General features: G+C 72.6%; 24 protein-coding genes. 8 read left to right on the top strand and 16 right to left on the bottom strand.

Annotated features, from left to right (window positions below; translation table 11 throughout):
- Positions 1-36 precede the first annotated feature (36 nt).
- From efeB to AOM46_RS11855, 6 genes are all read right to left on the bottom strand, one after another.
- The gene (efeB, locus tag AOM46_RS11880; protein ID WP_062209577.1) at positions 37-1,266 is read right to left on the bottom strand and encodes an iron uptake transporter deferrochelatase/peroxidase subunit; all 1,230 of its coding nucleotides are present in this window, start codon (positions 1,264-1,266) and stop codon (positions 37-39) included.
- Entirely contained in the window at positions 1,263-4,292 is a 3,030-nt protein-coding gene (locus AOM46_RS35300; protein WP_062209574.1) for a copper resistance protein CopC, read from the bottom strand. The genes efeB and AOM46_RS35300 overlap by 4 nt, the downstream gene beginning before the upstream one ends.
- 7 nt (positions 4,293-4,299) lie before the next feature.
- Complete coding sequence (locus tag AOM46_RS11870) at positions 4,300-4,785, bottom strand: copper chaperone PCu(A)C (RefSeq protein ID WP_062209571.1); 486 nt, start codon at positions 4,783-4,785, stop codon at positions 4,300-4,302.
- Positions 4,782-5,453, bottom strand: a complete 672-nt coding sequence (locus AOM46_RS11865; protein WP_062209568.1) for an SCO family protein — start codon at positions 5,451-5,453, stop codon at positions 4,782-4,784. Before AOM46_RS11865 ends, AOM46_RS11870 begins: the two co-directional genes overlap by 4 nt.
- Positions 5,454-5,534: 81 nt before the next feature.
- Positions 5,535-6,293, bottom strand: a complete 759-nt coding sequence (locus tag AOM46_RS11860; RefSeq protein WP_062209565.1) for a YcnI family protein — start codon at positions 6,291-6,293, stop codon at positions 5,535-5,537.
- A 297-nt stretch (positions 6,294-6,590) separates the two neighbouring features.
- A complete protein-coding gene (locus tag AOM46_RS11855; RefSeq protein WP_062209562.1) occupies positions 6,591-7,376 on the bottom strand; it encodes a hypothetical protein in 786 nt (261 codons plus the stop codon).
- Positions 7,377-7,594: 218 nt separating this feature from the next.
- Between AOM46_RS11855 and AOM46_RS11850 the strand changes: the two genes are divergently transcribed.
- Both AOM46_RS11850 and AOM46_RS11845 read left to right on the top strand, forming a co-directional pair.
- Positions 7,595-8,035 carry an ATP-binding protein gene (locus AOM46_RS11850; RefSeq protein WP_062209559.1) on the top strand — a complete coding sequence of 147 codons (441 nt, stop codon included), beginning with the start codon at positions 7,595-7,597 and terminating at the stop codon, positions 8,033-8,035.
- Positions 8,036-8,134: 99 nt separating this feature from the next.
- Entirely contained in the window at positions 8,135-8,590 is a 456-nt protein-coding gene (locus AOM46_RS11845) for a tellurite resistance TerB family protein (protein ID WP_062209556.1), read from the top strand.
- Positions 8,591-8,621: 31 nt separating this feature from the next.
- On the opposite strand, the gene AOM46_RS11840 is transcribed toward AOM46_RS11845, so the two are convergent.
- Entirely contained in the window at positions 8,622-9,560 is a 939-nt protein-coding gene (locus AOM46_RS11840) for a M56 family metallopeptidase (RefSeq protein ID WP_062209552.1), read from the bottom strand.
- Between the two features lie 6 nt (positions 9,561-9,566).
- Positions 9,567-9,965: a BlaI/MecI/CopY family transcriptional regulator gene (locus tag AOM46_RS11835; RefSeq protein WP_234313748.1), complete on the bottom strand. Its 399-nt coding sequence runs from the start codon at positions 9,963-9,965 to the stop codon at positions 9,567-9,569.
- Between the two features lie 152 nt (positions 9,966-10,117).
- Between AOM46_RS11835 and AOM46_RS11830 the strand changes: the two genes are divergently transcribed.
- A complete protein-coding gene (locus tag AOM46_RS11830; protein WP_062209549.1) occupies positions 10,118-10,693 on the top strand; it encodes a TerD family protein in 576 nt (191 codons plus the stop codon).
- Between the two features lie 166 nt (positions 10,694-10,859).
- A complete protein-coding gene (tatA, locus tag AOM46_RS11825) occupies positions 10,860-11,150 on the top strand; it encodes a Sec-independent protein translocase subunit TatA (RefSeq protein ID WP_062209546.1) in 291 nt (96 codons plus the stop codon).
- 33 nt (positions 11,151-11,183) lie between these two features.
- Here the strand turns inward: tatA and AOM46_RS11820 are convergent, their stop codons facing one another.
- Complete coding sequence (locus tag AOM46_RS11820) at positions 11,184-11,894, bottom strand: DedA family protein (RefSeq protein WP_062209543.1); 711 nt, start codon at positions 11,892-11,894, stop codon at positions 11,184-11,186.
- Positions 11,895-12,348: 454 nt separating this feature from the next.
- Between AOM46_RS11820 and AOM46_RS11815 the strand changes: the two genes are divergently transcribed.
- On the top strand, positions 12,349-12,846 hold the full coding sequence (locus AOM46_RS11815; RefSeq protein WP_304952440.1) for a peptidylprolyl isomerase: 498 nt from the start codon (positions 12,349-12,351) through the stop codon (positions 12,844-12,846).
- Between the two features lie 91 nt (positions 12,847-12,937).
- Here the strand turns inward: AOM46_RS11815 and AOM46_RS11810 are convergent, their stop codons facing one another.
- The 4 genes from AOM46_RS11810 to AOM46_RS11795 form a co-directional block, all read right to left on the bottom strand.
- Positions 12,938-13,966, bottom strand: coding sequence for a hemolysin family protein (locus AOM46_RS11810; protein WP_062209537.1), 1,029 nt, complete (start codon positions 13,964-13,966; stop codon positions 12,938-12,940).
- Positions 13,963-15,372, bottom strand: a complete 1,410-nt coding sequence (locus tag AOM46_RS11805) for a hemolysin family protein (RefSeq protein WP_078856729.1) — start codon at positions 15,370-15,372, stop codon at positions 13,963-13,965. Before AOM46_RS11805 ends, AOM46_RS11810 begins: the two co-directional genes overlap by 4 nt.
- Before the next feature lie 207 nt (positions 15,373-15,579).
- Positions 15,580-17,055 carry an aminopeptidase P family protein gene (locus AOM46_RS11800; RefSeq protein WP_062210728.1) on the bottom strand — a complete coding sequence of 492 codons (1,476 nt, stop codon included), beginning with the start codon at positions 17,053-17,055 and terminating at the stop codon, positions 15,580-15,582.
- Positions 17,056-17,225: 170 nt separating this feature from the next.
- Complete coding sequence (locus tag AOM46_RS11795) at positions 17,226-18,650, bottom strand: PP2C family protein-serine/threonine phosphatase (protein ID WP_062209534.1); 1,425 nt, start codon at positions 18,648-18,650, stop codon at positions 17,226-17,228.
- 454 nt (positions 18,651-19,104) lie between these two features.
- On the opposite strand from AOM46_RS11795, the gene AOM46_RS11790 reads away from it, so the two are divergent.
- A complete protein-coding gene (locus tag AOM46_RS11790; protein ID WP_078856727.1) occupies positions 19,105-19,794 on the top strand; it encodes a bifunctional DNA primase/polymerase in 690 nt (229 codons plus the stop codon).
- A 291-nt stretch (positions 19,795-20,085) separates the two neighbouring features.
- On the opposite strand, the gene AOM46_RS11785 is transcribed toward AOM46_RS11790, so the two are convergent.
- The 3 genes from AOM46_RS11785 to AOM46_RS11780 all read right to left on the bottom strand — a co-directional run bounded on the left by AOM46_RS11785 (position 20,086) and on the right by AOM46_RS11780 (position 22,519).
- Complete coding sequence (locus tag AOM46_RS11785; protein ID WP_062209531.1) at positions 20,086-21,063, bottom strand: DUF5926 family protein; 978 nt, start codon at positions 21,061-21,063, stop codon at positions 20,086-20,088.
- Positions 21,064-21,111: 48 nt separating this feature from the next.
- Positions 21,112-21,504: an ATP-binding protein gene (locus AOM46_RS31915; protein WP_234313747.1), complete on the bottom strand. Its 393-nt coding sequence runs from the start codon at positions 21,502-21,504 to the stop codon at positions 21,112-21,114.
- Positions 21,505-21,697: 193 nt separating this feature from the next.
- Positions 21,698-22,519, bottom strand: a complete 822-nt coding sequence (locus AOM46_RS11780) for a glycerophosphodiester phosphodiesterase family protein (RefSeq protein ID WP_062209528.1) — start codon at positions 22,517-22,519, stop codon at positions 21,698-21,700.
- A 190-nt stretch (positions 22,520-22,709) separates the two neighbouring features.
- Between AOM46_RS11780 and AOM46_RS35840 the strand changes: the two genes are divergently transcribed.
- Positions 22,710-22,838: a hypothetical protein gene (locus tag AOM46_RS35840; RefSeq protein WP_267887800.1), complete on the top strand. Its 129-nt coding sequence runs from the start codon at positions 22,710-22,712 to the stop codon at positions 22,836-22,838.
- A 233-nt stretch (positions 22,839-23,071) separates the two neighbouring features.
- A complete protein-coding gene (locus AOM46_RS11775) occupies positions 23,072-24,415 on the top strand; it encodes a S1C family serine protease (protein WP_370592687.1) in 1,344 nt (447 codons plus the stop codon).
- Positions 24,416-24,433: the final 18 nt, after the last annotated feature.

The following is a 24,433-nucleotide window of genomic DNA, read 5'->3' as shown; positions in this document are numbered from 1 at the left end:
CGTTAATGCGCGCGGAAGGGGGGCAAGCGCCCGTGCTCAGCCTTCGAGAAGGCGCTGGCCCACATACTCCCCCTCGGCGGCGCCGCCCGGCACCGCGAAGAGCCCGCTGGCCTCGTGCCGGATGAACGCGCCGAGCGCGTCACCTCGATCCAGCTTCCGCTGCACCGTGACAAACGAACGCGCCGGATCCGCCTGCCAGCAGACGAACAACAGCCCGGCGTCCGGGGCGCCGTCCTCGCGCGTCCCGTCGTGATAGGAGAACGGGCGGCGCAGCATGGTGGCGCCGCCGTTGGTCTCCGGCGCACTCACCCGGACATGCGCGTTGGCCGCGATCACCGGCGAACCGTCGGGGCCGGTCGCCGCCAGATCGACCGGCGTCCGCTCCTCGCCGCCGGTGAGCGGCGCGCCGTCCGAGACCCGACGGCCCAGCACCCGCTCCCGCTCCTCGACCGGCCGCGTCTCCCAGTCGTCCAGCAGCATCCGAATGCGCCGCACCACCGCGTAGGAGCCATGCGCCATCCACGCCGGCTCGCCGTCCCCGGGAACGAAGAGACGCCGGCCGGCGTCGGTGTCCTCCGGATCCGGATTGTTGGTGCCGTCGATCTGGCCCATCAGATTGCGGGTGGTCATCTCGCCCGCGGTCGCCCCCCGGCTGCGGTTGAAGCCCGCCATCTGCCACCGGACCGCCGCCGTCCCCTCGGCGGCGCGCTGCAGCTGCCGCAGCGCGTCGAACGCGACCAGCGGGTCGTCGGCGCCGATCTGCACCCACAGATCCCCGTCCGAACGCGCCGGATCCAGCTCGTCGTTCGAGAACACCGGCAGCGGGGCCAGCGCCGCGGGGCGCTGCGCCACCAGCCCGGTGGCGTCGAAGAAGCCGTGCCCGAAGCCGAAGGTGAAGGTCAACGAGGACGGGCCGGCGTCGGCCGCCACGCCGGTCGAGGCGTCGAGCCGGTCGCCGGCCATCAGCCCGGCGGCCAACGTCGACCACCGCCGCATCAGCCCGGCCGCGCCGGCGCGGCCGGCGTCCGGCGCCAGATCGAACGCGACCAGATGCCCCCTGGACTGCATGGGCGTGGTGATGCCCGGCTGGCGGACGCCGTGGAACGGCACCGCCGTGCTGCCCACGGTGCTGAGCGCCGGCCCACCGGGCTCGGTCGCGGCGGCGTGCCCGACGGCCCCGCCGACGACGCCGCCCACGAGCCCGACGGCTCCGGCGGCGCCTGCGGTGCCCAACAGCCGACGACGGGAGAGATGAGGGTGGTTCATGGCTGATCGGGTTCTGTTTCGTTCGGAGTGGTGCTCGGAATGCTGCTTGGAATGGTGCTCGGGACGGTCAGGGTGACGGTCTCGGTGGTCTGGTCGATTTCGGAGGTACGGATGGTCAACGCCACGTCCCACTCTCCCGGACGCGGCAGCGACACCTCGGACGCCGTCCAGTGCCCGACCGTCACCTGGGCCGGCTCGTGCCGCAGCGGGCCCAACTCCTCCGCCGGCAGGGTGAGGCTGACCCTGACCTCCTCCGCCCCGGCCGGCCGGCCGTCGGGGTCGGCGAGCAGGATGTGCAACGCGTTCTCCCCGACGGCGGACGGTGTCAGCTCCAGTGTCGCCGTACCCGACCCGGACGGGCCGCCGGTGTCATAGGGCACCGAGACCGGCCCCGACTCGGTGGCCTCGGGCATGGCCGGCGCGGCCGCCTCGGTACGGGCCGGCGTGGTGGCGGTGAGCGCGGTGGTGACCGCGAGCACGACGGCCGCGATGCCCGCCTCCAACAGCACCGAACGCCGCAGGCCGACCCGCGCCGGATCCGCCCCCCGCCGCCGAGCGCTGGCCGCGCGGGCCACAGCAGCCCGCTGCCGCGCCAACTCCTTCGCCCGCCCCACACTGACGGGTTCGCGGTTGGCCTGCGGCCCGCTGGCTGGTCCGCCGGCCGTGCCGTCGGCGGCGGGTTCGCGGTTGGCCTGCGGCCCGCTTTCTGCTGTCGCCTGGTCGGTCGGTCCGCTGGCCGTCTCGCCGTCGGCGGCCGTGCCGTCCACTGGCCTGTCCTTGGCCTCCGGCCTGCCGTTGGCGGCCATGCCGCTGGTGGCCTGCGGCCGGCTGGTCGGTTCGCCTTCGGCGGTTGGTCCGTTGTCGGTTGCCTTGCCCCGGGCTGTCGCTCCGCCGGCGGTGCCGTCGGCGGCGGATTCGCGGTTGGCCTGCGGCCCGCTTTCTGCTGTCGCCTGGTCGGTCGGCCCGCCGGCCGGTTCGCCCTCGGCGGCCATGCCGTCCACCGGTCCGTCGTCGGCCTCCGGCCTGCCGGCCGGTTGGCCGTCGGCGTCGGTCGGCCCGCTGGCTGTGTTGCCTTGAGCGGCGGCTCCTGTTGCTTCGCCGGCCGTCTCGCCGTTGGCCTGCGGCCCGCTTCCTGCTGCCGTCTGGTCGGTCGGCCCGCTGGCTGTGTTGCCTTGAGCGGCGGCTCCTGTTGCTTCGCCGGCCGTCCCGCCGTTGGCCTGCGGCCGGCTTTCTGCTGTCGCCTGGTCGGTCGGCCCGCCGGCCGTCTCGCTGGTGGCCTCCGGCCTGCCGTTGGCGGCCGTGCCGCTGGTGTCCTGCGGGCGGCTGGTTGGTTTGCCTTCGGCGGTTGGTCCGTTGTCGGTTGCCTTGCTCCCGGCGGTAGCTGCGTCTGCCGGTCCGCCGGCCGTCCCGCCGCCGCCAGCTGTCCCGCCGTCGGCGGCCATGCCGTTCGCCGGTCCGTCGTCGGCCTTCGGCTCGCCGGCTGGTCCGTCGTCGGGCTCCGGCTCGCTGGGCGGGTCGCCTTCTGCCTTCCGCTCGCTGGCCGTTCCGGCGAGTGTTTCGCCTTCGGCGGCATGTCCGGCTGCCGGCTTGTCCGTTGCTCCGGCCCCTTTGCCGTCGGCCGGCTCGTTTTCGTCCGCTGCCTTACCGGCGGAGCCACCCGCCGCTTTGCCACCGGCCGGCCCGCTTTCGTCCGCCGCCCCACCGACGGAGCCGCCCGCGGAGCCGCCCGCCGTCCCACCGGCGGAGCCGCCCGCGGAGCCGGCCGCGGAGCGGACCGTGGTGTGGCTGCCCGTCAGGGTGGCGGTCCAGTGGCGGGATATCCATGCGGTGGCCAGGAGGAGCGTGATCAGTGCGACCTTGGCGATCAGCAGGCGGCCGTAGGCCGTGTCGAAGAGGGCCGAGACGCTGCCCACCTGGCGCCAGCTCTGGTAGATGCCGGTGACCGCCAGGGCCGTCACGCTGGTGAGGGCGAGGGCGGAGAAGCGGCGTACCGCGTTCGTCGGTGGTGGGGAGTCGCCGCGCAGCAGTACCAGCAGGGTCACCAGCCCGCCCAACCAGCAGCCGACCGCCAGCAGATGGACGATGTCGGCCGGGATCGCCAGCTGCGTCTGGCGCCCGGTGGCCGCGTGTTCCGCCATCGCCCAGGTGGCGGCCAGCCCCACGGCCAGTGCCGCGCCGCCGACGCCCAGGCCGAACCGCAGGTCCCTGACCGTGGTGGTGTCCCCCGCCGCGTGCGCGCGGGCGAACCGCCCGTGCAGCAGCGCGACGAACAGCGCGGTGGCCGAGAGCAGCACCAGCCGCGTCAACAGCGCCGTGCCGGCCCGGGAGTCGACGACCTCCGCGAGGCCGTCCAGGTCGAGGACGTCCGCCAGTTCGCCGGTCGTGGTGTACGGGATCCGCAGCAGCAACAGCACCGCCGTCGCGACGCTCAACGTCAACCAGCCGATCAGGGTGACCCGTTGCGCGGCGCGCGCCCCGGCCGCCCCCGGCCAGCAGAGCAGCGCGAAGGCGCCGGGGCCGACCAGCAGCAGGAAGCCCGTGTAGGCGGCGTAGCGGAAGATGTCGTAGAGCAGCCCCACCAGGCCGTCGCCCGGGTTGCCCTCGGGGAGCGCGACGCTGGTCTCGGACGGGGCGCCGACGGAGAAGGTGAAGGCGCCGGCGATCGGATGGCTGTCGTTGGAGACGGCCTGCCAGGCCACCGTGTAGGTGCCGTTGGCGAGGTCGGGGCGGAGCGCGACGGCATAGCCGGCGCCGCCGCTCCCGTTGCCCTGGACGACGCCCCCGGTGTCGACCCGTTCCCCCTCGGGGTCGAGCACCCGGATGCCGTCGTCGTCCGACAGCGAGACCGGTTCGGAGAAGGTGAGGCCGACCTCGGCCGGGGCCGTGGCCACCACCTCGCCGTCCCCCGGGGTGCTGCCGGTCAGGCTGGCGTGCGCGGCGGCCGGGGTGGCACCCAGCAGCAGCGCCGCGAGCGCGCCCGCGGTCAGCAGCAGGAGGGTCAGGGGACGGGCGATGGCGGTGGTCATGGCGGGCTCACTCCCCGGTGTGGGTGGCGGCTTCGACCGGGACCTCGACGGTGAGCGGGGCCGAGGTGGCGAAGCGCAGTTCGACGGAGACCGTGTCGCCCTCGGCGATCGGCTCCCTGAGGTCGAGGAACATCAGATGGTCGCCGCCCCGCTCCAGCCGCAGGGTGCCGCCGGCCGGTACGGGCAGCCCGTCCACCTGCCGCATGGCGTTGTCGACGGTCTGGTGGATCTCGACCGTCTCGGTCAGCTCGCTGCTGACGCCGACCAGTTCGTCGTCGGCGTCCCCCTCGTTGCGCAGGACGAGGAACCCGCCCGCCACCTCGGCGTTGACCGGCTCCGGGATATACGCGTCGCTGACGGCGAGCCGGGGCCCGACGGCGGGCTCGGCGCCGCCCTCGTCCGCGCTCTCGTCGCCGGTGCAGCCGGTGGCGAGCGCCCCGGCCAGCAGCAGCGCGGCGAGCGGCCGCGCGCCTCTCGGGGCGGGGCCGCTCATGGCAGCTCCCCTTCGGTGAGCCTGGGCAGATCGCGTTCGAAGGTCTCCAGGGTGACGCCCTCGGTATAGAGGACATGGCCCATGTCGTCCCCGGGGAGGAAGGCCAGCACCTGGGTGCCGTGGGTGGAGACGATGTCGCCGTTCTCCTCCTCGTAGGACGGCTCGATGGCGACGCCGACGCTTCTGGCGGCCTCCTGGATCCGCTCGAAGTCGCCGGAGAGACCGATGAACTCGGGGTCGACGCCGTCCAGCCAGGCGCCGAGCGATTCGGGGGTGTCCCGTTCCGGGTCGGTGGTGACAAACACCACCCGCAGCTCCGCGCGCTGTTCGGGGGTGAGGACATTGGACGCGGCCACCGCGATGTTGCTCATGGTCAGCGGGCAGACGTCCGGGCAGTTGGTGTAGCCGAAGTAGAGCAGCGTGGGGTGGCCCGCCGTCTCCTCGACCAGATCGAAGGGTTGGCCCTCGGTGTCGGTGAGCACCAGCTCGGGCTTGGCGAACGGGGTGTCGAGGACGGTGCCCTCGTCCTCCGCCTGTCCGGCGGAGATCTCGGCGGCGGACGACTCCTCGCCGTTCTCGCCGGCGGAGCCGTCGTCCGAGCCGCAGGCCGTCAGGGCGGCGGCGATGGCCAGGGTGAGCAGGCCGGTTCGCAGGGTGCGTGTGCGCATGTCTGTGCTGTGTTCCAGTGCTTGAGGAGGAACGTGGGGCGGGGCGGGAACACCCCGCCCCACGCGTGGAGTGCGGACGGGTCAGTCGGCCGAGCGGCGGCGGCCCGCGAGCACGCCGAAGGCGACGCCGGCGACGCCGACCGCGATGCCGATGCCGCCCAGGACGCGGGCCGTGGTGTCGGCCTTGCTTCCGTCGTCATCGGCGGCGGCCTGCTCCGTGGCGGCCGACTCGCCCGGGGCGTCGTCGGTCTCCGCGGCGGTCTCGTCGGCGGTCTCGTCGCCCGCGCCATGGCCGTCGTCGCCGCTCGCCGGGGTGAGCCGGAGGACGGGGGCCGGGCTCTCCGGCTCGGAACCGTCGTCCGTCGGCTCGTCGATCCAGCGCACGACCTCGTCGTTGTCGTAGGTCTGGATCGCCTTCAGCACCAGCTGGTCGGTGGTGTCGGGCAGCCGGCCGAGGGAGAGCGGGAACTGCTGGAAGGTGCCGGGGGCGATCTCGCCGCCGGACCAGGTGATCACGCTGGGTACCTCGGTGATCTGGTTGCCGTGCGATTCCAGCGGCTCGTCCAGCTCCACGGTCTCGACCTCGACATCCCATCCGGGAACCGGCTGGGGCATCACCGAGGTCAGCGGGTACTCCGGGTCCAGATGCAGCTCGACCTCCACGGTGGAGGCGTTGTCCCGCTCGTTGGGCACCTTGACGTTGATCACGGTGTAGCCGCCCTGCTCGACCTCGCTCGGGTCGAGCCCGACATGGGCCTGGGCGGGCACGGCGAGGGCGAACAGACCGGCGGTGCCGGCCAACAGGACGGCGGCACGAGCACCGCTCCGGATGTGATTCATCTGATGAACACTCCATGGTGAGGCGTGGTCGCTCGCCGGCTGGGGCGATGGACCACGAGGACCGGGAAAAACCGAGAAAAACCGAGATGGGGCAGGGGGGAACGGGAGGGCCCGGATCCGGGATCTGCGGCGGCCGGGAGCTGCCGGGACGTCAGCAACGTCCTGGCCGTCAAGGGCCGGAGAATCCGGGACAATCGGGACACCGGGTGCGCGGCTCGACCCGCACTCCCGGCCCGTCCCGTGTTCCTTCGGGTTCTCTCGGGGTTCTCTCGGGTTCTTCCGGAGTGGGAGTGCGCTTCAGGCCGCGAGGGCGAACGAGGGGGCCGGCGGCCCGCGTCGGATCACCGCGTCGGGCAGCACGGTGCCCCGCGTCGCCGGCGTGGGATGGTCCTGCGCCAGCGCCGGACGGGGCACCAACGGGAGGCGCGTCGTGGTGGACGGCGGCGCGAGCGAGAGGCCGAGCGCCGTCAGCAGCCGGTGGGCCCACTCCGGGGCCACCGGGCGGGCGCCGGCCAGCCGCACCACCTGCCAGAGCGCGGCCTCGCCCTGCCGCAGCAGCCAGCCGGTGGCCAACGCGGCCAGCAGATGGCCGAGCAGCATCGGCCAGGAGGCCAACGCGCCGAGGCCGCCGAGCAGCGCGTCACCCACGCCGCCGGCGGCATGGCCGGCGAGATGCCCGGCCGGATGATCGGGGCTCAACCCGCTGTCGCTGAGCAGCTGGCGGGCGTCCCCTTCGGTGAGCGACGCCGCGTGGTCGCCGCAGACCAGCCGGCCGGCCAGCTCGATGGCACCGCCGTGCCCGCCCCCGCTCGGGGGGCCGGCGGCGAGATGCTGGCCGAGGCAGTAGAGCAGGTGGAGCAGGAGTTGGGCGGCGGCCAGAACGAGCGCGATGGCCGGCCAGGAACGGCGCTCCCGGCCCGCGAAACAGCAGGCGAACGCCAACACCGCGAGCCAGCCCAGAGCCAGCGCCCACAGCGGAACACCGGGCCCGCCGCCGGAGAGATGCCCGGCGGCGGCCAACGTGGCGGAGGCCGCGGCGAACACCGCGGCCCTCAGCAGACGCAGATCGGCTCCGGCACGCATGGCCAGAACATCATCGCACCGAGCACCGACAGCCGACCCCGAGGGGACACGACTCGTACACCTGTGCCGCGCCTCATCCTCAGTGGGGACAGCCCATATCGACCAATGTCTCCCGCGCCATCCGCCGAATGGGGTGTGTTGGGTCAATCACACGCTTACGGGACGGGTGGGTAGGCAATACCTAAGGATATGTCGAGCCGTGGCCAGGAGGCTGGAGCATGAGCATCTGGTGGTCTCTGCAACTCCGCCGTGAGGCGGCCAGCGTTCCGCTGGCCAGACGGTTGCTGCTCGGCGCCATGGACACGGCGGGGGTGGATGGCGACATCTCCCACGAGCTGTCCGTCGCGCTGTCGGAAGCCTGCGCCAACGCCGTCCAGCACGGCGGCGGCGTCTCCGAGGTCTATCGGGTCACCGCCTCGATCTACGGCGACATGTGCCGCATCGAGGTCACGGACAGCGGCCCCGGCTTCCCGCACGGGCGCCAGGCGCTGCCCGCCGCCGAGCCCGAGCTGCTGCCGGGCGGGCGCGGGCTGCTGCTGATCGAGGCGCTTGCCGACCGCGTCCGCTTCGGGAACCAACCGGGCAGCGGCGGCGCCGTCGTCACCTTTGACAAGATCCTCAAGTGGCGTGAGGACGCAGCCCTGTTGAAAGCTTCGTAAGGTTTGGGTCAAGGTTCTCAAAAGGGGGGCGAGGCCCGCTCGGTGATCGTCGAGCTGCTACGTTCTCCAGAGGCGTAGAAATAACCCTTTGGAGTGGCTATGGCACTGTGGGATCGAATCAAGGAGTCCGCGTCCTCGATGCAGACCCAGCTCAACGCCAAGAAGAACGATCTGAAGAGCGGTGCCTTCCGCGACGCCAGCATGGCGATGTGCGCGCTGGTCGCCGCCGCCGACGGGCAGATCGATCCGGCCGAGCGCCGCCGGGTGTCCCAGCTGATCACCAGCAACGAGGTCCTGCAGAACTTCGCGCCCGACGATCTGCAGCGTCGCTTCGACGGCTATCTCGACCAGCTGATCGCCGACTTCGAGCTGGGCAAGGTCAGCGTGCTGCAGGAGATCGGCAAGGCGAAGAAGAAGCCGGCCGAGGCGCGCGCGGTGATCCAGATCGGCATCGTGATCGGCGGCGCCGACGGCGACTTCGACGCCGGCGAGCGGGCCCTGGTCAAGCAGGCCTGCCACACGTTGGGCCTGCCGCCGGCCGAGTTCGACCTGTAGGCGAGGAGCGGGCGGGCGCCCTGGCGCCCGCTCAGAGCGGGGTCGCGGCCTTCAGCACCAGGAAGAGCGCCACGGCCGCGTTGAGGGCCGAGAGCGCGGAGGCCGCGGTGCCCGCCGTCGCTATCAGCGCGGCAAGGCCGGCCCTGGTGTTCGGCGGTGGCCAGCTGTGCGCCGGCGGGTCGGGGCGCAGCAGCGCCGCCACCCGGCGGGGCACGGGCCCCGCCGCGAAGCCGGGGCCGCCGAGCCCCGCCGGCGGGCGCCCCACCAGCGCGGCATGGCCGACCGCCCGCGCGGTCAGCCCCCGGTCGCCCACCGCGCTGGCCGCGTCCTCGTCCGCCCACCGCTCCGTCGCATAGGCGGCGGCGCCGCGCAGCGGTGTGAGCAACGGGTGGGCGCGGGCGGCCAGTTCGCCGGCGAGCAGATAACGGTGGTGGCGGCCGGCCAGATGGGCCCGCTCATGGGCCAGCAGCGCCCGGTACTCGTCGGCGCTCAGCCCGGCCCGCATCCCGCTGGAGACCACGATCCGCCCCGGCCGCCCTCGACCGCCTGGCAGCGCGTAGGCGTACGGATGCTGGTCGGGCAGCACGGCCGGGTTGGCGCTCGACGGCAGCCCGGCCAGCGCCCGGCGGGCCAGGACGCGCGTCCGTGCCCGCCGCAGCAGCGCGCCGCCGACGGCGGCGAGGATCGCCGTCAACAGCACGATGGCCGCGATGCCCAGCGTCGCGTCATAGGGAACGGCGGCCCTGACCTCCGGGTTCGACCAGCTGTCCGGCAGCGGGTTGCCGGGGAGTTGGGCGGTGCCCACCACGGCGAGCAGCACCAGCGAGAGCGTGCTGCACGAGGCCAGCACCACGGAGACGGACGTCAACAGCCGGACGGCGGCGCGTGGATGGGACTGCTGCTCGGCCAACTTCCCGATCGGCAGCGCCGTCAGGGGCGCCACCAGCGGAAGCAGCACCATCCATCCCATGCCGCCTCACTCCCCGTCCGGCGCCTGGCCGGGGTTGAGCAGCCGGCGCAACAGCCGTTCGTCGTCCGGGGTGAGGGCGGTCACAAAGCTCGCCAGCACGGCGTCCCTGTCCTCCCGGCCCTCCAGCACCCGGCGCATCCGCAGCGCGGCAAGGCCCGCCTCGTCCGCCGCCGGGGTCCACAGGAACGAACGCCCCGCGCGTTCCCGGCAGACCGCGTGCTTCTCGTGCAGCCGGGTCAGGATGGTGATCACGGTGCTGTAGGCGAGGCCGTCCAACTGCTCCCGGACCCAGCCCGCCGTCACGGGCCCGGGCGCCAGCCGTAGCGTCGCCAGCACCTGGGCTTCCAGCTCGCCGCGGCCCCGTTTGCGCGGGCCGGGCCCCCCATCCGCCGTCGCGTCCACCACCACTCCAAACTGCCGCCGCCGTGGGTCATCGTAACGAGGTGGGGTATGCGGAGATCAGGCCCGTCGGCCTGCTTCTACAGTGTTGTAGATTTTCGGCAGCGCTCCCGGTGCCCCCGGAGCGAGAGCACGAGCAGCGAGTTCAGGAGGAGAACGTGGGAGTTTCGCTTTCCAAGGGAGGCAATGTCTCACTGAGCAAGGAGGCGCCCGGGCTGACCGCCGTGGTCGTCGGCCTGGGGTGGGACGTGCGCACGACCACCGGCACGGACTACGACCTGGACGCCAGTGCCCTGGTGTGTGACGACTCGGGGAAGGTCATCTCCGACGGGCACTTCGTCTTCTACAACAACCTGACCAGCCCGGACGGTTCGGTGGAGCACACCGGGGACAACCTCACGGGCGAGGGCGACGGGGACGACGAGTCGATCAAGGTCAACCTGGCCGCCGTTCCGCCGGAGGTCTCCAAGATCGTCTTCCCGGTCTCCATCCATGACGCGCACGCCCGGCAGCAGAGCTTCGGCCAGGTGCAGAACGCGTTCATCCGCGTGGTCAACCAGGCCGGCGGCGCCGAGATCGCCCGCTACGACCTGAGCGAGGACGCGGCCACCGAAACCGCCATGATCTTCGGCGAGTTGTACCGGCGCGGCAGCGAGTGGAAGTTCCGCGCCGTCGGTCAGGGGTACGCCTCGGGCCTGGCGGGGATCGCCAGCGACTTCGGAGTGAACGTCTGAAGTACCCCGGGTTCCACGGGTCCTGCCCGCCGCCGTGTCGTGGTCATCTGCTGGCCCGGTGCGGCGGACCGGAACGGATATGGCTCCGGGACTTCTGTCTTCTCGGCCCCCGGCGCGCTACCGTGGCGGAAGGTGCGGAACATGCTGATACATCGCCGGAGGTTGGATCATGGGTCAGATCGGAATCAGGGAAATCCTGCTGCTGCTTGTCGTCGCGCTGCTTGTCTTCGGTGCGAAGCGGCTGCCTGACCTGGCCAGATCGCTGGGCAAGAGCGCTCGCATCCTGAAGAGCGAGACCAACGCGATGCGGTCCGAGTCGAAGACGAGCACCGCCACGACCAACGTCGAGGAGGAGCCGAAGCCGGAGCCCGCGCCCCGGACGATCCAGGCCGCGCCCGGCGATGTGACGAGCGCCCGCCCGGTGGACGAGGTCAAGCCGACCACCCAGCAGAGCTGAGCCCACGCCTCCGGCGCGGCCGCGCCGGACGGCTCAGGGCTGGACGGGTTGGCCCTGGCCGGGATCGGCCGGGGGCGCTTCGGGCTGGCCGCCCGCCGCCGGTGCCACCGTCGGTGGTCGTCCCGCGCCCCTGCGCGCCCGCAGCAGTTCCACCGCGATCGGCAGCACCGAGAGCAGCACGATCCCGACAAGCATCGCCTCGATGTTGTCGTGCACAAAAGCCACTTTGCCGAGCGAGGCGCCGAGGAGCGTCACCCCGGCTCCCCAGAGCGTTCCGCCGAGCACATTGAAGATCACAAACGGCCGGTAGGCCATCGCGCTCACCCCGGCGACGATCGGGGTGAAGGTCCGCACCACCGGCACAAAACGGGCCATGACCAGGGACTTGGGGCCGTGTCTGGCGAAGAAGGCCCGCGCCCTCGCCGCGTTCTCCTGCTTGAAGAGCCGCGAGTTCGGCCGCCGGAACAACGCCGGGCCCGCCTTCCGGCCGCAGAGATAGCCGACCTGATCGCCGACCACGGCCGCGATCACGATCAGCAGGCAGACCAGCCACAGCGGGTGATGCAGATAGCGGCCACCGGCGACCAGCAGCCCCGTGGTGAAGAGCAGAGAATCGCCCGGCAGAAAGAAACCGATCAGCAGGCCGGATTCGGCGAACACCACCAGAAGAATGCCGATCAGGCCGAAGGTCTGAATGAGCTGTTGCGGGTCCAACCAGGCGGGACCCAGCGCGAGAGAGATCATGGCGGCGCGTTTCCGGTGGGGGCGACCCGAGCGCTGCTGCGACCCGGGCGGCCCAGATTAACAAGGGCAATTACCCGGAGTGGCTGACCGGCAACGTTCGGTGTGGGGGGTGGTAATCGTTCACCACCGGTCACCACCGTTTCTCCCCGTCCCGGGGGGAGGCGCAGGGGGAAGCAGTGAGGCATGATGAGCCTGTTTGTTCTCACCCACCCCGCATTGGAAGGCATGTCAGATGATCCGTTCCCCACGGCGACTGGCCACGGCACTGCTCTGCCTCGGGCTGCTGACCGCGTGCGGTTCTGACTCCGACGACGGGGACGGGGGCGGCGGCGGACAGGACGGCAACGGTTCCGAGAGCTCCGCGACCCCCGGCGACGAGCAGTCGGCGCCTGGCGACGAGGGAACCGAGGAACAGCCGGCGCTGGAAGGCCCGGCCGGGGTGGAGCCGACGGACGTGACCAGCGCGGTGCTGCACACCAGCGAGGGCGATATCACCGTCACGCTCTTCCCCGACGAGGCACCGCTGACCGTCACCAACTTCGTCGGCCTGGCCGACGGCACGCTCCCCTGGCAGGGCCAGGAGGGCGACGCCCCGCTCTACAACGGCACCGTCTTCCACCGGGTCATCGACGGCTTCATGATCCAGGGCGGCGACCCCGCCGGAAACGGCACCGGCGGCCCCGGCTACCAGTTCGTCGACGAGTTCGAGTCGGGCCGGACCTTCGAGGAGCCCTATCTGCTGGCCATGGCCAACTCGGGCCCCGGCACCAACGGCTCGCAGTTCTTCATCACGGTCGCGCCCACCGAGCACCTCAACAACATGCACACCATCTTCGGCGAGGTGGCCGACGACGAGAGCCGCGCCGTGGTGGACGCCATCGCCGGCACCGAGACCGAGCCGGGCGACCGCCCGGTCGAGGACATCGTCATCGAGTCGGTCTCCGTCGGCTGACCGAACAGCGGGCAGCAGCACGCAGCACGGAGGGCCGTGGCAGCGACTGCCACGGCCCTCCGTCGTGTTCGGCCGGGGACGGCCGGCTCCGCTAGGACGGCTGGGACGGCTGGGGCGTCATCAGCCGCACCAGCAGATCGTCCAGGCTGATCAGGCCGGTCAACCGGCCTTCGGCGTCCCGCACCACGGCCAACGACGCGCGCCGCTGCCGCAGTTGCTCGACGGCGAAGGCGACCGTGTCCTCGGCGGTCAGCTCCGGCACCGGCCGGGCCAGCTCGGCGGCCGTCGTCCGCTGCCCACGCGCCCTGGCCACCACGGCGTCCCGCGCGTGCACCGAGCCGACCACCCGCTCGCCGTCCGCGACCAGCAGCCGGGTGTGGTCGCTGGCCGAGGCCGCGGCCAGGATGGCGTCCGCGCCCGCCGTCGCCGGCACCGAGACGATCTCCCGCGCCGGCACCTGGAACGCGCCGACCGGCGACTGGGGCTCGGTCAGCGAGCGCCTGATCAGACCGGAGTCGGCCTCACTGATCAGCCCCAACCGCTGGGACTCGGCGACCAGATGGGTCAGCTGCTCCCGGTCGTTGACGCTGGTCAGCTCCTCGCGCGGCTCGACCCGGCAGAGCCGGACCAGCCCGTTGCTGATCTTGTTGAGCACCCAGATCAGCGGCCGGACCGCGCGCACCGTCGCGCGGAACGGCGGCGCGAGCAACATCGCCGAACGCTCGGGCCGGGAGATCGCCCAGGACTTGGGCGCCATCTCGCCGACGACCATATGCAGAAAGACCACCACCGACATCGCGAAGACGAAGGCGATGCCATAGGAGAGGCTGGTGGGCAGGCCCAGGCTGTGCAGCACCGGATCCACCTCGTGCGAGATGGCCGGCTTGGAGATGCTGCCCAGGCCCAACGTGCAGGCGGTGATGCCCAGCTGGGCACCGGCCAGCATCAGCGACAGCTCCTGCATCCCGGCCAGCGCGGCCTTGGCGCCGCGCTGCCCTTCGGCCACCGCCGTCTCCACCCGATGCCGCTTGGCGGCCACCAGGGCGAACTCGGCCGCGACAAAGAAACCACTGCCGATCAGCAGCACCAGGGTGACCGCCGCGGCCATTCCGGGGCTCATGAAGGCTGTCCCTCCCGCTGACTGGTCAGTGCCGGCGTGGCCTCGGCGGCCACCTTCCGCACCGGCGTCGCCCGATCCTCGGACGCGGCCTCGGGAACCGCCGGCAGCGCCTGGAGCCGTATCCGCTCCGGCACCCGGCGATCCAGGGCCAGCACCTCAAGCACCGCGCCCCGACCGTCGCTCAACGCGACCTCGATCCGATCGCCCACGGCCGGGAACCGACCGCAGTGCTCGATCACCAGACCGGCCACCGTCTCGAACGAGTCGTCCGTGGGCAGCGGCAGACCCGTGGCTTCGGCCACCTCGTCCACCCGCCGGCCGGCGTCCACCAGCCAGCCGGTGCCGTCGGGCACGGCCAGCTCCTCGACCAGATCGCTCTCGTCGGCGATCTCCCCGACCAGCTCCTCGGCGATGTCCTCAAGCGTGACGATCCCGGCGAGCCCGCCGTACTCGTCCAGCACCGCGGCGAACTCCTCGCCCGCCGCCTGCATCTGCTCCATCGCGCCCGGCAGCGGCAGGGTGTCGGGCAGCAGCACCGCGCGCCTGGCCAGCGCGCCGGCCGTGCGGCGGGTGATCCGCTCGGGGCTGAGCCGCATCAGCTCACGCACCCCGACCACCCCGACGATGTCGTCGATCCGGTCGCCGATCACCAGATAGTGCGAATGGCCGTGGTCCCTGATCAGCTCCACCACCTCGGAGGCCGGGGCGAGCGCGCGCACCGAGTTGACCTCGACCCGCGGCACCATCACCTCGGCCAGATTGCGCTCGGAGAACTCCAGCGCGTGGTCCAGCAGCTCGGCCGTCTCGCTCGGCAGCTGACCGTGCTCGTGGGACTCGTCGATCAGATGGCCAAGCTCCTCCAGCGTCGCCCCGTGGTGCAGCTCCTCGACCGGCTCGATGCCGATCCGACGCAGCAGCCGGTTGGCGGCGGTGTCGAAGACCCGGATCAGCGGCCCGGCCACCCGCAGATAGGCCAGCGTCGAAGCGGCCAGGCTCTTCGCCAGCCGCTCGGGCACGGCAAGCGCCAGGTTCTTCGGGGCAAGCTCCCCGAAGACCATCTGGATGCCGGTGGCCAGGGCGAAGGCCAGCGCCAGCGCTATGCCGCTGACGGCGGCCGCCGGCAGACCGAAGCCGCCGACCACCGGATCGAGCAGCGCGGCCAGCGCCGGCTCGGCGAGGAAACCCACGATCAGCCCGGTGACGGTGATCCCGAGCTGGGCGCCGGAGAGCATGAACGAAAGCCGCTCCTGGACCTTCATGGCCCGCGCGGCGCGCTTGTCGCCCGCCGCGGCCTCACGGCCGAGGGCCAGCCGGTCGGCGGCCACGAAGGCGAACTCCTGGGCGACGAAATAACCGGTGCCCGCCGTCAACACGAGGACGGCGAGCAAACCGAGTGCGGCACTCAACTGACACCACCTCGCCGTGTGCCGCGATAAGCCAGATGCGGGCGAGGTGGTCCGGGACTATGCCCGTCAGGGTCCGTCGATTGGGCGGACACGAGCTCTCCTTTCAGAGATATGTGACTCGGTCAACGCGTCGGCGCGCGCCCGTGTTCCCAGGCTGTACCCCAAATGGCCCTCTTGACACCTGACCGCCAGTCTTGTGCCGACTCGCTAGCCGCGCAGCTGAGCCATCCAGCTCTCGACATCGTCCGAGGTGCGCGGCAACTGGGCCGAGAGGTTCACGTTCCCGTCCTCGGTGACCAGGATGTCGTCCTCGATCCGGACGCCGATGCCCCGATACTCCTCCGGAACCGTCAGATCGTCGAGCTGGAAGTAGAGACCCGGCTCCACCGTCAGGCACATGCCCGGCTCCAGCACGCCGTCCACATAGGTCTCCTGGCGGGCGGCTGCGCAGTCGTGCACATCGAGGCCCAGCATGTGGCCCGTGCCGTGCAGCGTCCACCGGCGCTGGAGGCCCAGCTCCAGCACCCGCTCCACCGGGCCCTCCACCAGGCCCCACTCCACCAGCCGCTCGGCCAGCACCCGCTGCGCGGCCTCGTGGAAGTCGCGGTACTTGGCGCCCGGACGCACGGCCGCGATGCCGGCCTCCTGCGCCTCGTAGACCGCGTCGTAGATCTTCTTCTGCAGCGCGTCGAACCGCCCGTTGATCGGCAGGGTGCGGGTGACGTCCGCCGTGTACAGCTCGGTGGTCTCCACGCCGGCGTCCAGCAGCAGCAGCTCGCCGTCCCGCACCTGGCCGTCGTTGCGCACCCAGTGCAGCGTGGTGGCGTGCGGCCCGGCCGCGCAGATCGAGCCATAGCCGATGTCGTTGCCCTCGACCCGGGCGCGCAGGAAGAAGGTGCCCTCGATATAGCGCTCGGAGGTGGCCTTGGCGCGGTCGAGCACCCGCACCACATCCTCGAAGCCACGGGCGGTGGCCTCGCAGGCGTGGGTCAGCTGGGCGATCTCGAAGTCGTCCTTGACCAGGCGCATCTCGGAGAGGAAGACCCGAAGCTCCTCGTCCCGCTCGGCCGTCACCTTGTCGGTGAGCGCGTCCTGCAGGGTCGCGTCATGCCCCCGGACCAGCCGCACCGGGCCGCTCGCCGACCGCAGCAGCTCCGGCACCGTCCGCACATCGGCGACCGGCAGGCCGTAGAGCCGCTCGGCCTCGGTGAGGCTGGTGCGCCGGCCGACCCACAGCTCGCCCTGGCCGCTGAGCCAGAACTCGCCGTTCTCGCGGTCGGAGCGGGGCAGCAGATAGAGGGTGGCCTGATGGCCCGTGTCGCCGGCCGGCTCCAGGACCAGCACGCCGTTCTCGGACTGGTCGCCGGTCAGATAGGCGTACTCGACGGCGGCGCGGAACGGGTAGTCGGTGTCGTTGGAGCGGGTCTTGAGGCGGCCGGCCGGGATGACAAGGCGCTCGCCCGGGAAGCGGGCGGAGAGCGCGGCGCGACGCTCGGCGGTGTGCCCGGCCTGCGGAATCGGCGCGAGATCCACGCGCTCGGTGTCCGCCCAGCCCTGCTTCATGTTCTCGGCCAGCTCGTCGGAGACGGACCTGGTGACGCCGTTCTTGCGCGGCTTGGCCGCCTTCTCGGCGTTCTCGGCCGGCGCGGCGGTGGTCTCCGACGTCGGCTCGCCGCCCGGGATCGCCGGATCGGTCTTCGTGGCCTGCTCTTCCGCCACCTGGGGCCTCCTTCACCGCCGGCCTGGCGCCTGTCGTCATCCGGTCGTCCTCCATGGTAGGTCGGGGGTCGGCGCCGGGACAGGGGCCGGTATGTCACATGCGACTGTCGGGTCGCTCGGAGGCGACCGGCCGATCAGTGGAAACGGGCCGCGAGCAGCACGGTGTCGGCGCCCGGGTGGCCGCCGTCGCCGGGGCGCCGGGGCAGCGCCGCCAGCAGGTGGTCGAGCAGCGCCCCCGGATCGGCGCGGGCCGCCGGCGGTGCGTCGGCGGCCGTGGCGCGCAGCCGGCGGAAGGCGGTGTCCGAGGGGCCGCCGGCGCGGCGCAGCAGCCCCTCGCTGTAGAGCAGGACCGTTTCGCCGCCGTTGAGCTCCAGCTCGACGCTGGGCGCCTCCCAGCAGGCCAGCATGTTGAGCGGCGCCGAGAGCGAGGTGTCGGCGTACTCGGCGCCCCGCGCCCGGATCACCAGCGGTGGCGGATGCCCGGCCGAGGCGAACACCAGCCGGCGGACGGCCGGTTCCGCGTAGCCGAAGAGCGCGGTGGCCGGGTTTCCCGGCTCGGTCAGCCGCAGCAGCAGTTCGAGATCGGAGAGGACGGCCACCGGGTCCTCTCCCTCCATCACCGCGTAGGCGCGCAGCCCGGCGCGCAGCCGCCCCATGGCGGCCAGCGCCTCGGGCCCGGTCGCCGGCGTGGCGCCGATGGCCAGGCCGAGCCCCGCGTCCGGCAGCGCCAGCGCGTCGTAGCAGACGGCGCCGCCCAGCGGCTCGGCGTGCTGACGCGCGGCGAGGGTGACGCCCGGCAGCCGGGGCAGCCGGGCCGGCAGCAGCTCGTCCCTGACCGTGGCGATCGCGCGCCGGGTGCGGCTCAGCTCAAGACGGCCGGCGAGATGGAGCGCGGCCGGCCGCAGACAGCGGGCGAGCAACCGGCGTTGGCGTGGCTCGGGGGCGCCCGGCCGGTCGTAGAGCCAGACCGCCGCGCCCAGCCGGCGCCCGGCGTCCGTGGTCAGGGGCAGCGCGTAGCTCGCCGCGCAGCCGAGGCGCGCGGCGACGGCGCGGTGCTGGGGGTGCAGCGCGCTCTCGCCGGCGATGTCCCGATGGCCGATCTCGGCGGGCTCGACACCGGGGACGCCGTCCAGCAGCCGGGTGTGGCAGGCGGAGGCGCGGGGGACCGTCTCCCACTGGCCCAGGTCGGCGCGGTCGAGGCCGAGCCCGGCGAGCTGTTCGCCGCCGGGGGGCTGCCCCGGGCCCTGGGGCTCCGCCGGGCGCAACGCGAGGAACGCGCGGCGCGCGCCGAGCAGGCTCGCGCCGGCGCGCAGGGTCTCGTGGATGGCGTCGTCGAGGGTGCCGGTGCGACCGATACGCTCGGTGAGCGCCTGGACGGTGGTGAGGTCCGAGATCCAGCCCGCGAGCCGGTCCTCGGCGAGGCCGGGGCGGGGGATCGCCGGGGCCCCGCGGTGCTCCTGGCTCGGCGGGTCGAGAGTGTGCTGTACCGGGGGGAGCGGAGGGTGGATTCCGGCCACTTTCGACGATGCTGGCGAGGGTGACGACGCTGGGGTGTTCATGTGGGAGGGCTTTCGTCGAGGCGCGCGTGCCGCGGCACCGGCCGCGAAACCCCCGCCGACACCGTGTCGAGGGACTGCCCAGGTGCGTGTGCCGCGGACGGGATGTCCGGGTGGTGTCCTGCCGTGTTGGATGATGCCCAGGGGCCCGCTGGGTTCCGGGCGCGACAGGCCGACCCGGGATCGGTTTGGCGAGAAGTGGCGGAGATTGGCGGAAAAAGACGGTCGCCCGACGTATCGCGCGGTCCACTGAGGCGTCTCGGTCTGGACATCGAGTTGAACGACCCGGGTGCATACTGGGTACATATCGGAACGGATCGTTGAGTTCTGACGTCTTACCGAAAGAGGGCGGCCAGGTCTGAGGCCCGCCGCCGGTTCGCCAACGCGACCCGCTACGTACGGTGATCTAAGTTCCACGTGAGGCCGAGTGACCCGCGAAGGAAGGGAACGAGCGCTGATGCGCGAGATCCTCGGAGAGCGACGCAGCAACGACAACGACAACGGCCTGGGGGACGAACGCGCCGCCGCCGATCTGGGCAGGGCCCTGCGGCAGGCGGCACTCGACTGCGCCGAACGCGGCTGGCCGGTGCTGCCCGGCATCGCCGCCGCCCCGGACGGCTCCTGCCGCTGCGCGCGGCCGGACTGCCCCGTCCCCGGCGCCCACCCCGACGATCCGCAGCTGCTGACGGCCACCACGGACCGTCGGATGGTCCGATGGTGGTGGAAGCGACGCCCCACGGCGCCGATCCTGCTCGCCACCGGGGGGCGCGCGCCCTGCGCCGTGAGCCTGCCGGCGGTGGCCGGGCCCGGCGCGCTGGCCGCGCTGACCGCCCGTGGCCTGGCCGCGGGCCCGGTGGTGGCCGGGCCGACCCGCTGGTCGCTGCTGGTGCGGCCGTACGGGCTGCCGGAGTTGGGCGAGCTGTTGAGCGTCCAGGACCGGGTGCCCAGCTCGCTGCGGTTCCATGGCGAGGGCGGCTATGTGCCGCTGCCGCCGTCGCCGACGGGGCGCGGCCTCGTCGCCTGGGCGAGAAAGCCGGCGCGGCCGGCCGCCGGGCACGGCGGGCTGCCGGAGGTGGCCGGGCTGCTTGAGGCGCTGATCGAGGCCGGGCTGAGCGCGCCGGATCAGGGCAGCCGGCTCGCCTACTGAGGCGGTGAACGCCCCGGGCCCCGGTCGGCACGCCCCCGCCCGGGCCCGGGCGTGCGGAACGCGTGGGCATGTACACGCGAACAGCGCGGGCGCGGACCCGCGGCCCGGACCTGCGGGCATGGAAAAGACCCGATCGCTGGCGACGGGGGATGCACCAGCGACCGGGCCCACTTCAGAAGGTAACAACTCATCGGGGATTCGCAAATCCCACGTCGGCCGGCACCGCGCCTAACTCCCGAAATGCGGGGCGAGTTGTGACTGGAATCACTCGTCCGGGCGTGCCGTCGGGCGTCAGTTCAGAGTGATCTGACGATTGGTGAGACCGCTGCGCGCGCGCCTTTCGTCCGCCGACAGCGGCGTTGCGTCGGCCAGTGCCTCGGCGAGTCGTTCGCCGAACGAGGCGGCCGGCTTTTCGCACTGCTCCGCGCTCATCGCGCTGGGCAGATCCCACACCGGAACCGTCAGCCCGTGCGCCCGGAACGAACCGACCAGCCGGGTCTCGTCGCCGAGCGAGGAGGCGCCGGCCGCGTGCAGTCGGGCCAGCGCGTCCAGCAGCGCCTCCTCGGGGTGGTCCATGACCCAGCGCAGATGGTTGCGATCCGGGGTCCTGCACCAGTACGCCGCGTCCACGCCGGTCAGTCGGGCGGTGGGCGTCGCGGCCTCGTTGGCGCGCTCCAGGGAGGCCGCCACCTCCGGGGTCGCGGCGGAGGCGTCGTCCAGCCAGAACTGGAAGCCTTCGTGCACCTCGGGAACGAAGGGCGCGTCGGGGGCGAGCAGGTCCTGGAGCCGGGGGCCGTCGCCGCCGGTGCGCTCGGCGGCCACCGGATTGCCGGGCTCGGTGGTGAGCGCGCGGCTCAGCACATCGGCCAGATCGCGGCTGAGGTCGCCGGTCGCGGTGTCGTTCTGGAGGCCGAGCAGCACCGAGCCGTCGTCCCTGCGGAGCGCGGGCCAGGCCATGGGGAGCACGGTGCCCAGGGTGACGGAGGGCACATCGGCCGGCGTTCCGTCGCGAAGAGTCAGCGGGACCGTGGCCGCCGGGACCAGCTCGCGGAGGGCGACCCAGTCGCATTCGCCGGCCAGGCCCTCGAACGGGCGGCGGACCAGCTCGGTGGCGGCCTGGGCGGCGGCCCGGCCGTGACACGCCTTGTAGCGGCGGCCCGAGCCACAGGGACAGGGCTCCCTGGCGCCGACCACGGGGATCTCGCCGGCGTCGGCCCCCGGCCTGGTCGCGGTGGTGTTCTGGTTGCGGGGGCGACGCTTCTTCGCCATGACGAACGGTTCTCCTGCGTGGGTTCGGCTCCGGGTGGTTCGGCGAGCCTAGCCGCCCGACGCCTGGAGGATCGCCCAGACCGTGACAGCGCTTCCCGCCGGGGCCTCCCGCACGCCCCAGGACCGGCAGAGCGAGGTGATGATCGTCAGCCCCCGGCCGCCCCTGGCGCTGATCGAGGGCGAACTGAGCCGGGGCCTGGTCGGCCCGCCACCGTCGGTGACGGAAATGGTGAGCGAGCCATCCGAATCCTGATGCCAGTCCGCCCGAATGAGTTGTCCACCGTCCAATGGCCGTGCGTGACGGTAGGAATTACTGAGCAGCTCAGAAAGGATCAACATCGCATCGTCGATGATCGTTTCTGACGCGCCATTACCTTGCAATTCCGAGCGCAATCGCCGTCGTGCGATCCCCACGCCACTGGGGCCATGGAGCACCGTCATTGACGACGTCCTTGGCACGTGCTGTGTGACCACGAACGCCACCCCCGAGACCTCCTTTTGCCCCACGCCACAGGATCGATGCCCTGAGAGAACAGGGTGGAAACCGGCCATGCGACATCCGTTGACGTACTCGTAATGATCGGATACGAAGCGAATGCGCCGGGGCACACGGGGTAAGAACGAATGATCAGGTTTAATCCAAGCCAGCGTTGAGATCCCGCAATTGCTCACGCACCGTGCGCGGGCGGTTGGTGATCAGCGCATCAACGCCCAGTTCCACACAGAGGGCGACATCCGCCGGCTCGTCCACCGTCCAGACATGCACCTGATGGCCGGCGCGCCTGGCCCGCTCCACATAGCCGGGATCGCGGCGCAGCATCCGCACGCTCGGGCCCGCGATGCCGACCCCGGTCGGCAGCCGGCCCGCCCGGTGCCTGGGCAGCGCGAAGTGCATCAGAAAGACCGTGCGCAGCGCCGGCGCCGCCCGGTGCACCCGCTGGAGCGAACGCGCCGAGAAGCTCATCACCCGCACCTCGCCCGGCACCGGATGCCGGTCCAGCAGGGCCAGCAGCCGCTCCTCCACCTGCCCGGCCCAGCGGGTGGGGTGCTTGGTCTCGATCGCCAGGTCAACCGGCCGGTCCGCCTCCGCCACCAGCCGCAACAGCCGCTCCAGGGTGAGCACCGAACTGCGCTCCGGATCGGCGACATCCGGCGCCTCCAGGCCGTCCCGCGCCCCCGCCGTGTCCCCGCTCCTGGCGGCGAAGTCCAGCTCGGCCAACTCCGCCAGCTCCAGCGCCGACACCGCCCCCCGGCCGTTCGACGTGCGGTTGACCCGGCGGTCGTGCACACAGACCAGATGCCCGTCGGCGGTCAGCCGGACGTCGCACTCAAGACCCTGTGCCCCGTCCTCGATGGCCCTGCGATAGGCGGCGAGGCTGTGCTCGGGCGCCTCCTCCGAGGCGCCCCGATGGGCGATCACGGCGATGCGGCGGCGGTCGGGAGTCACCCGCGCCATGGTGTCATGGTGGGGCGAACGGTGGACGCGGTCGCCGGCCGCGCGACATTTACGCCCGTCTGACGGGGCATGGGCAAGACTCCGAGATGTGGGCAGGAGTGCCCCCGAACGCTGATCGACCGGGCGCCGACCCCACCGGCGCCGACCCACCGGGCGACCGCGTTCCGACAGACGCCCTGAGGAGTGAGCAGTGAGCACCGAGCACAAAGGTCCCGGCACGCTGGACGGGCCGGCGGACGGTGCGTCGCCGGAGATTGAGCAGACGCCGACCGAGCAGGCGAACCGCGTTCCGACAAACGCCCTGAGGAGTGAGCAGTGAGCACCGAGCACGAAGGCTCCGGCAGGCCGGACGGGCCGGCGGACGGTGCGTCGCCGGAGACGACGGGCCGCCCGGCGGTTCCGCCCCCGGCGTCCCCCCCACCCGCCGCCGCTTCCGCGGCGCCTCCCGGGCCCCCGCCTTCTCCTTCTCCCTACGCACCGCAGTCCGGGCCTCCCGCCTCTCCCGGCGCCTCCTCCCACACGGGCCAGGTCGCGCCCGATCCGCCCACCCGGATGCTCGGTTCCTCGGCCCCGACCCCGCCACCGGTCGCCCCCGATCCGGCCACCCGGGTGCTCGGCTCCTCGGCACAGGCGCCCGGGCCGGCGCCGGCCGGCGCGGCCGGGGTCCCGAGCGGTGGTGCCGGCGGTGCCGCCGCTGCGGGCGGCTATCCCGCCGGCCCCGGCTACGGCGGCGCCCCGCCGCAGGGCACCGGCTCCTGGGCCTTCCCGCCGCCGCCCCCGCCGCGCAAGCGCCGGGTCAACGGGCTGCTGGTCGGCGTCGTGGCAGCCACCCTGGTGGCCGGCGGCATCGGCGGCGGCGTGGGGTACTGGGTCGCGGACGAGAGCAACGACAGCGCCTCGTCCCAGGTCAACACCTCCAACGGAGACTCGGTCGCCAGGCCGCCCGAGTCGGTCGCCGGCATAGCGGAGACGGCACTGCCCAGCGTGGTCACCATCGAGGCGGCCAACGGCGCCGAGTCCGCCGGCGGCACCGGCTTCGTATACGACGAGGCCGGCCACATCATGACCAACAACCATGTGGTGGCGGCCGCCGCGGACGGCGGCGACCTCTCGGTCACCTTCTCCGACGGCCAGCGCTACGACGCCGAGGTGGTCGGCCGCGCCGAGGGCTACGACGTCGCCGTGATGCGGCTGATCGACGCGGAGGACCGGGAGCTGGTGCCGCTGCCGCTGGGCGACTCCGAGCAGGTCGCCGTCGGCGACGCCACCATCGCGATCGGCGCCCCGTTCGGCCTCTCCGGCACGGTCACCACCGGCATCGTCAGCGCGAAGGACCGGCCGGTGGCCTCCAGCGACGGCCAGAGCGGCAACGCCTCCTATATGAACGCGCTGCAGACGGACGCCTCGATCAACCCGGGCAACTCCGGCGGCCCGCTGCTCAACGCCGAGGGCCAGGTGATCGGCGTGAACTCCGCGATCCGGTCCACCACGGGCGGTTTCGGCGGCGAGGCGGGCAGCGTCGGCCTCGGCTTCGCCATCCCGATCAACCAGGCCACCCGGGTCGCCGCCGATCTGATGGAGCACGGCGAGGCGGTCTATCCGATCATCGGCGCCTCGGTGGACAACGGCGCCACGGGCCAGGAGGGCGCCAAGATCGTCGAGGCCACCAACGACAACAGCGATCCGGTGACCCCGGGCGGCCCCGCGGCCGAGGCCGGGCTGCGGCCGGGCGATGTGATCACCGCCTTCGGCGGTCGCGCCATCGACAGCGGCCCCACCCTGATCAGCCAGATCTGGACCCATGAGCCGGGCGAATCGGTGGAGGTCACCTACGTCCGCGACGGAAACGAGAACACCACCACCATCGTCCTCGGCGAACGCGTGGGAGAGCAGTGACAACCGCTAGGCTGTCCG

Origin of the sequence: Streptomyces sp. NBRC 109706 (assembly GCF_000974485.1) — a bacterium.
Classification (GTDB): domain Bacteria; phylum Actinomycetota; class Actinomycetes; order Streptomycetales; family Streptomycetaceae; genus Streptomyces.
The sequence above is the reverse complement of the archived record's forward strand: the minus strand, read 5'-3'. Positions and strand labels throughout refer to the sequence as shown.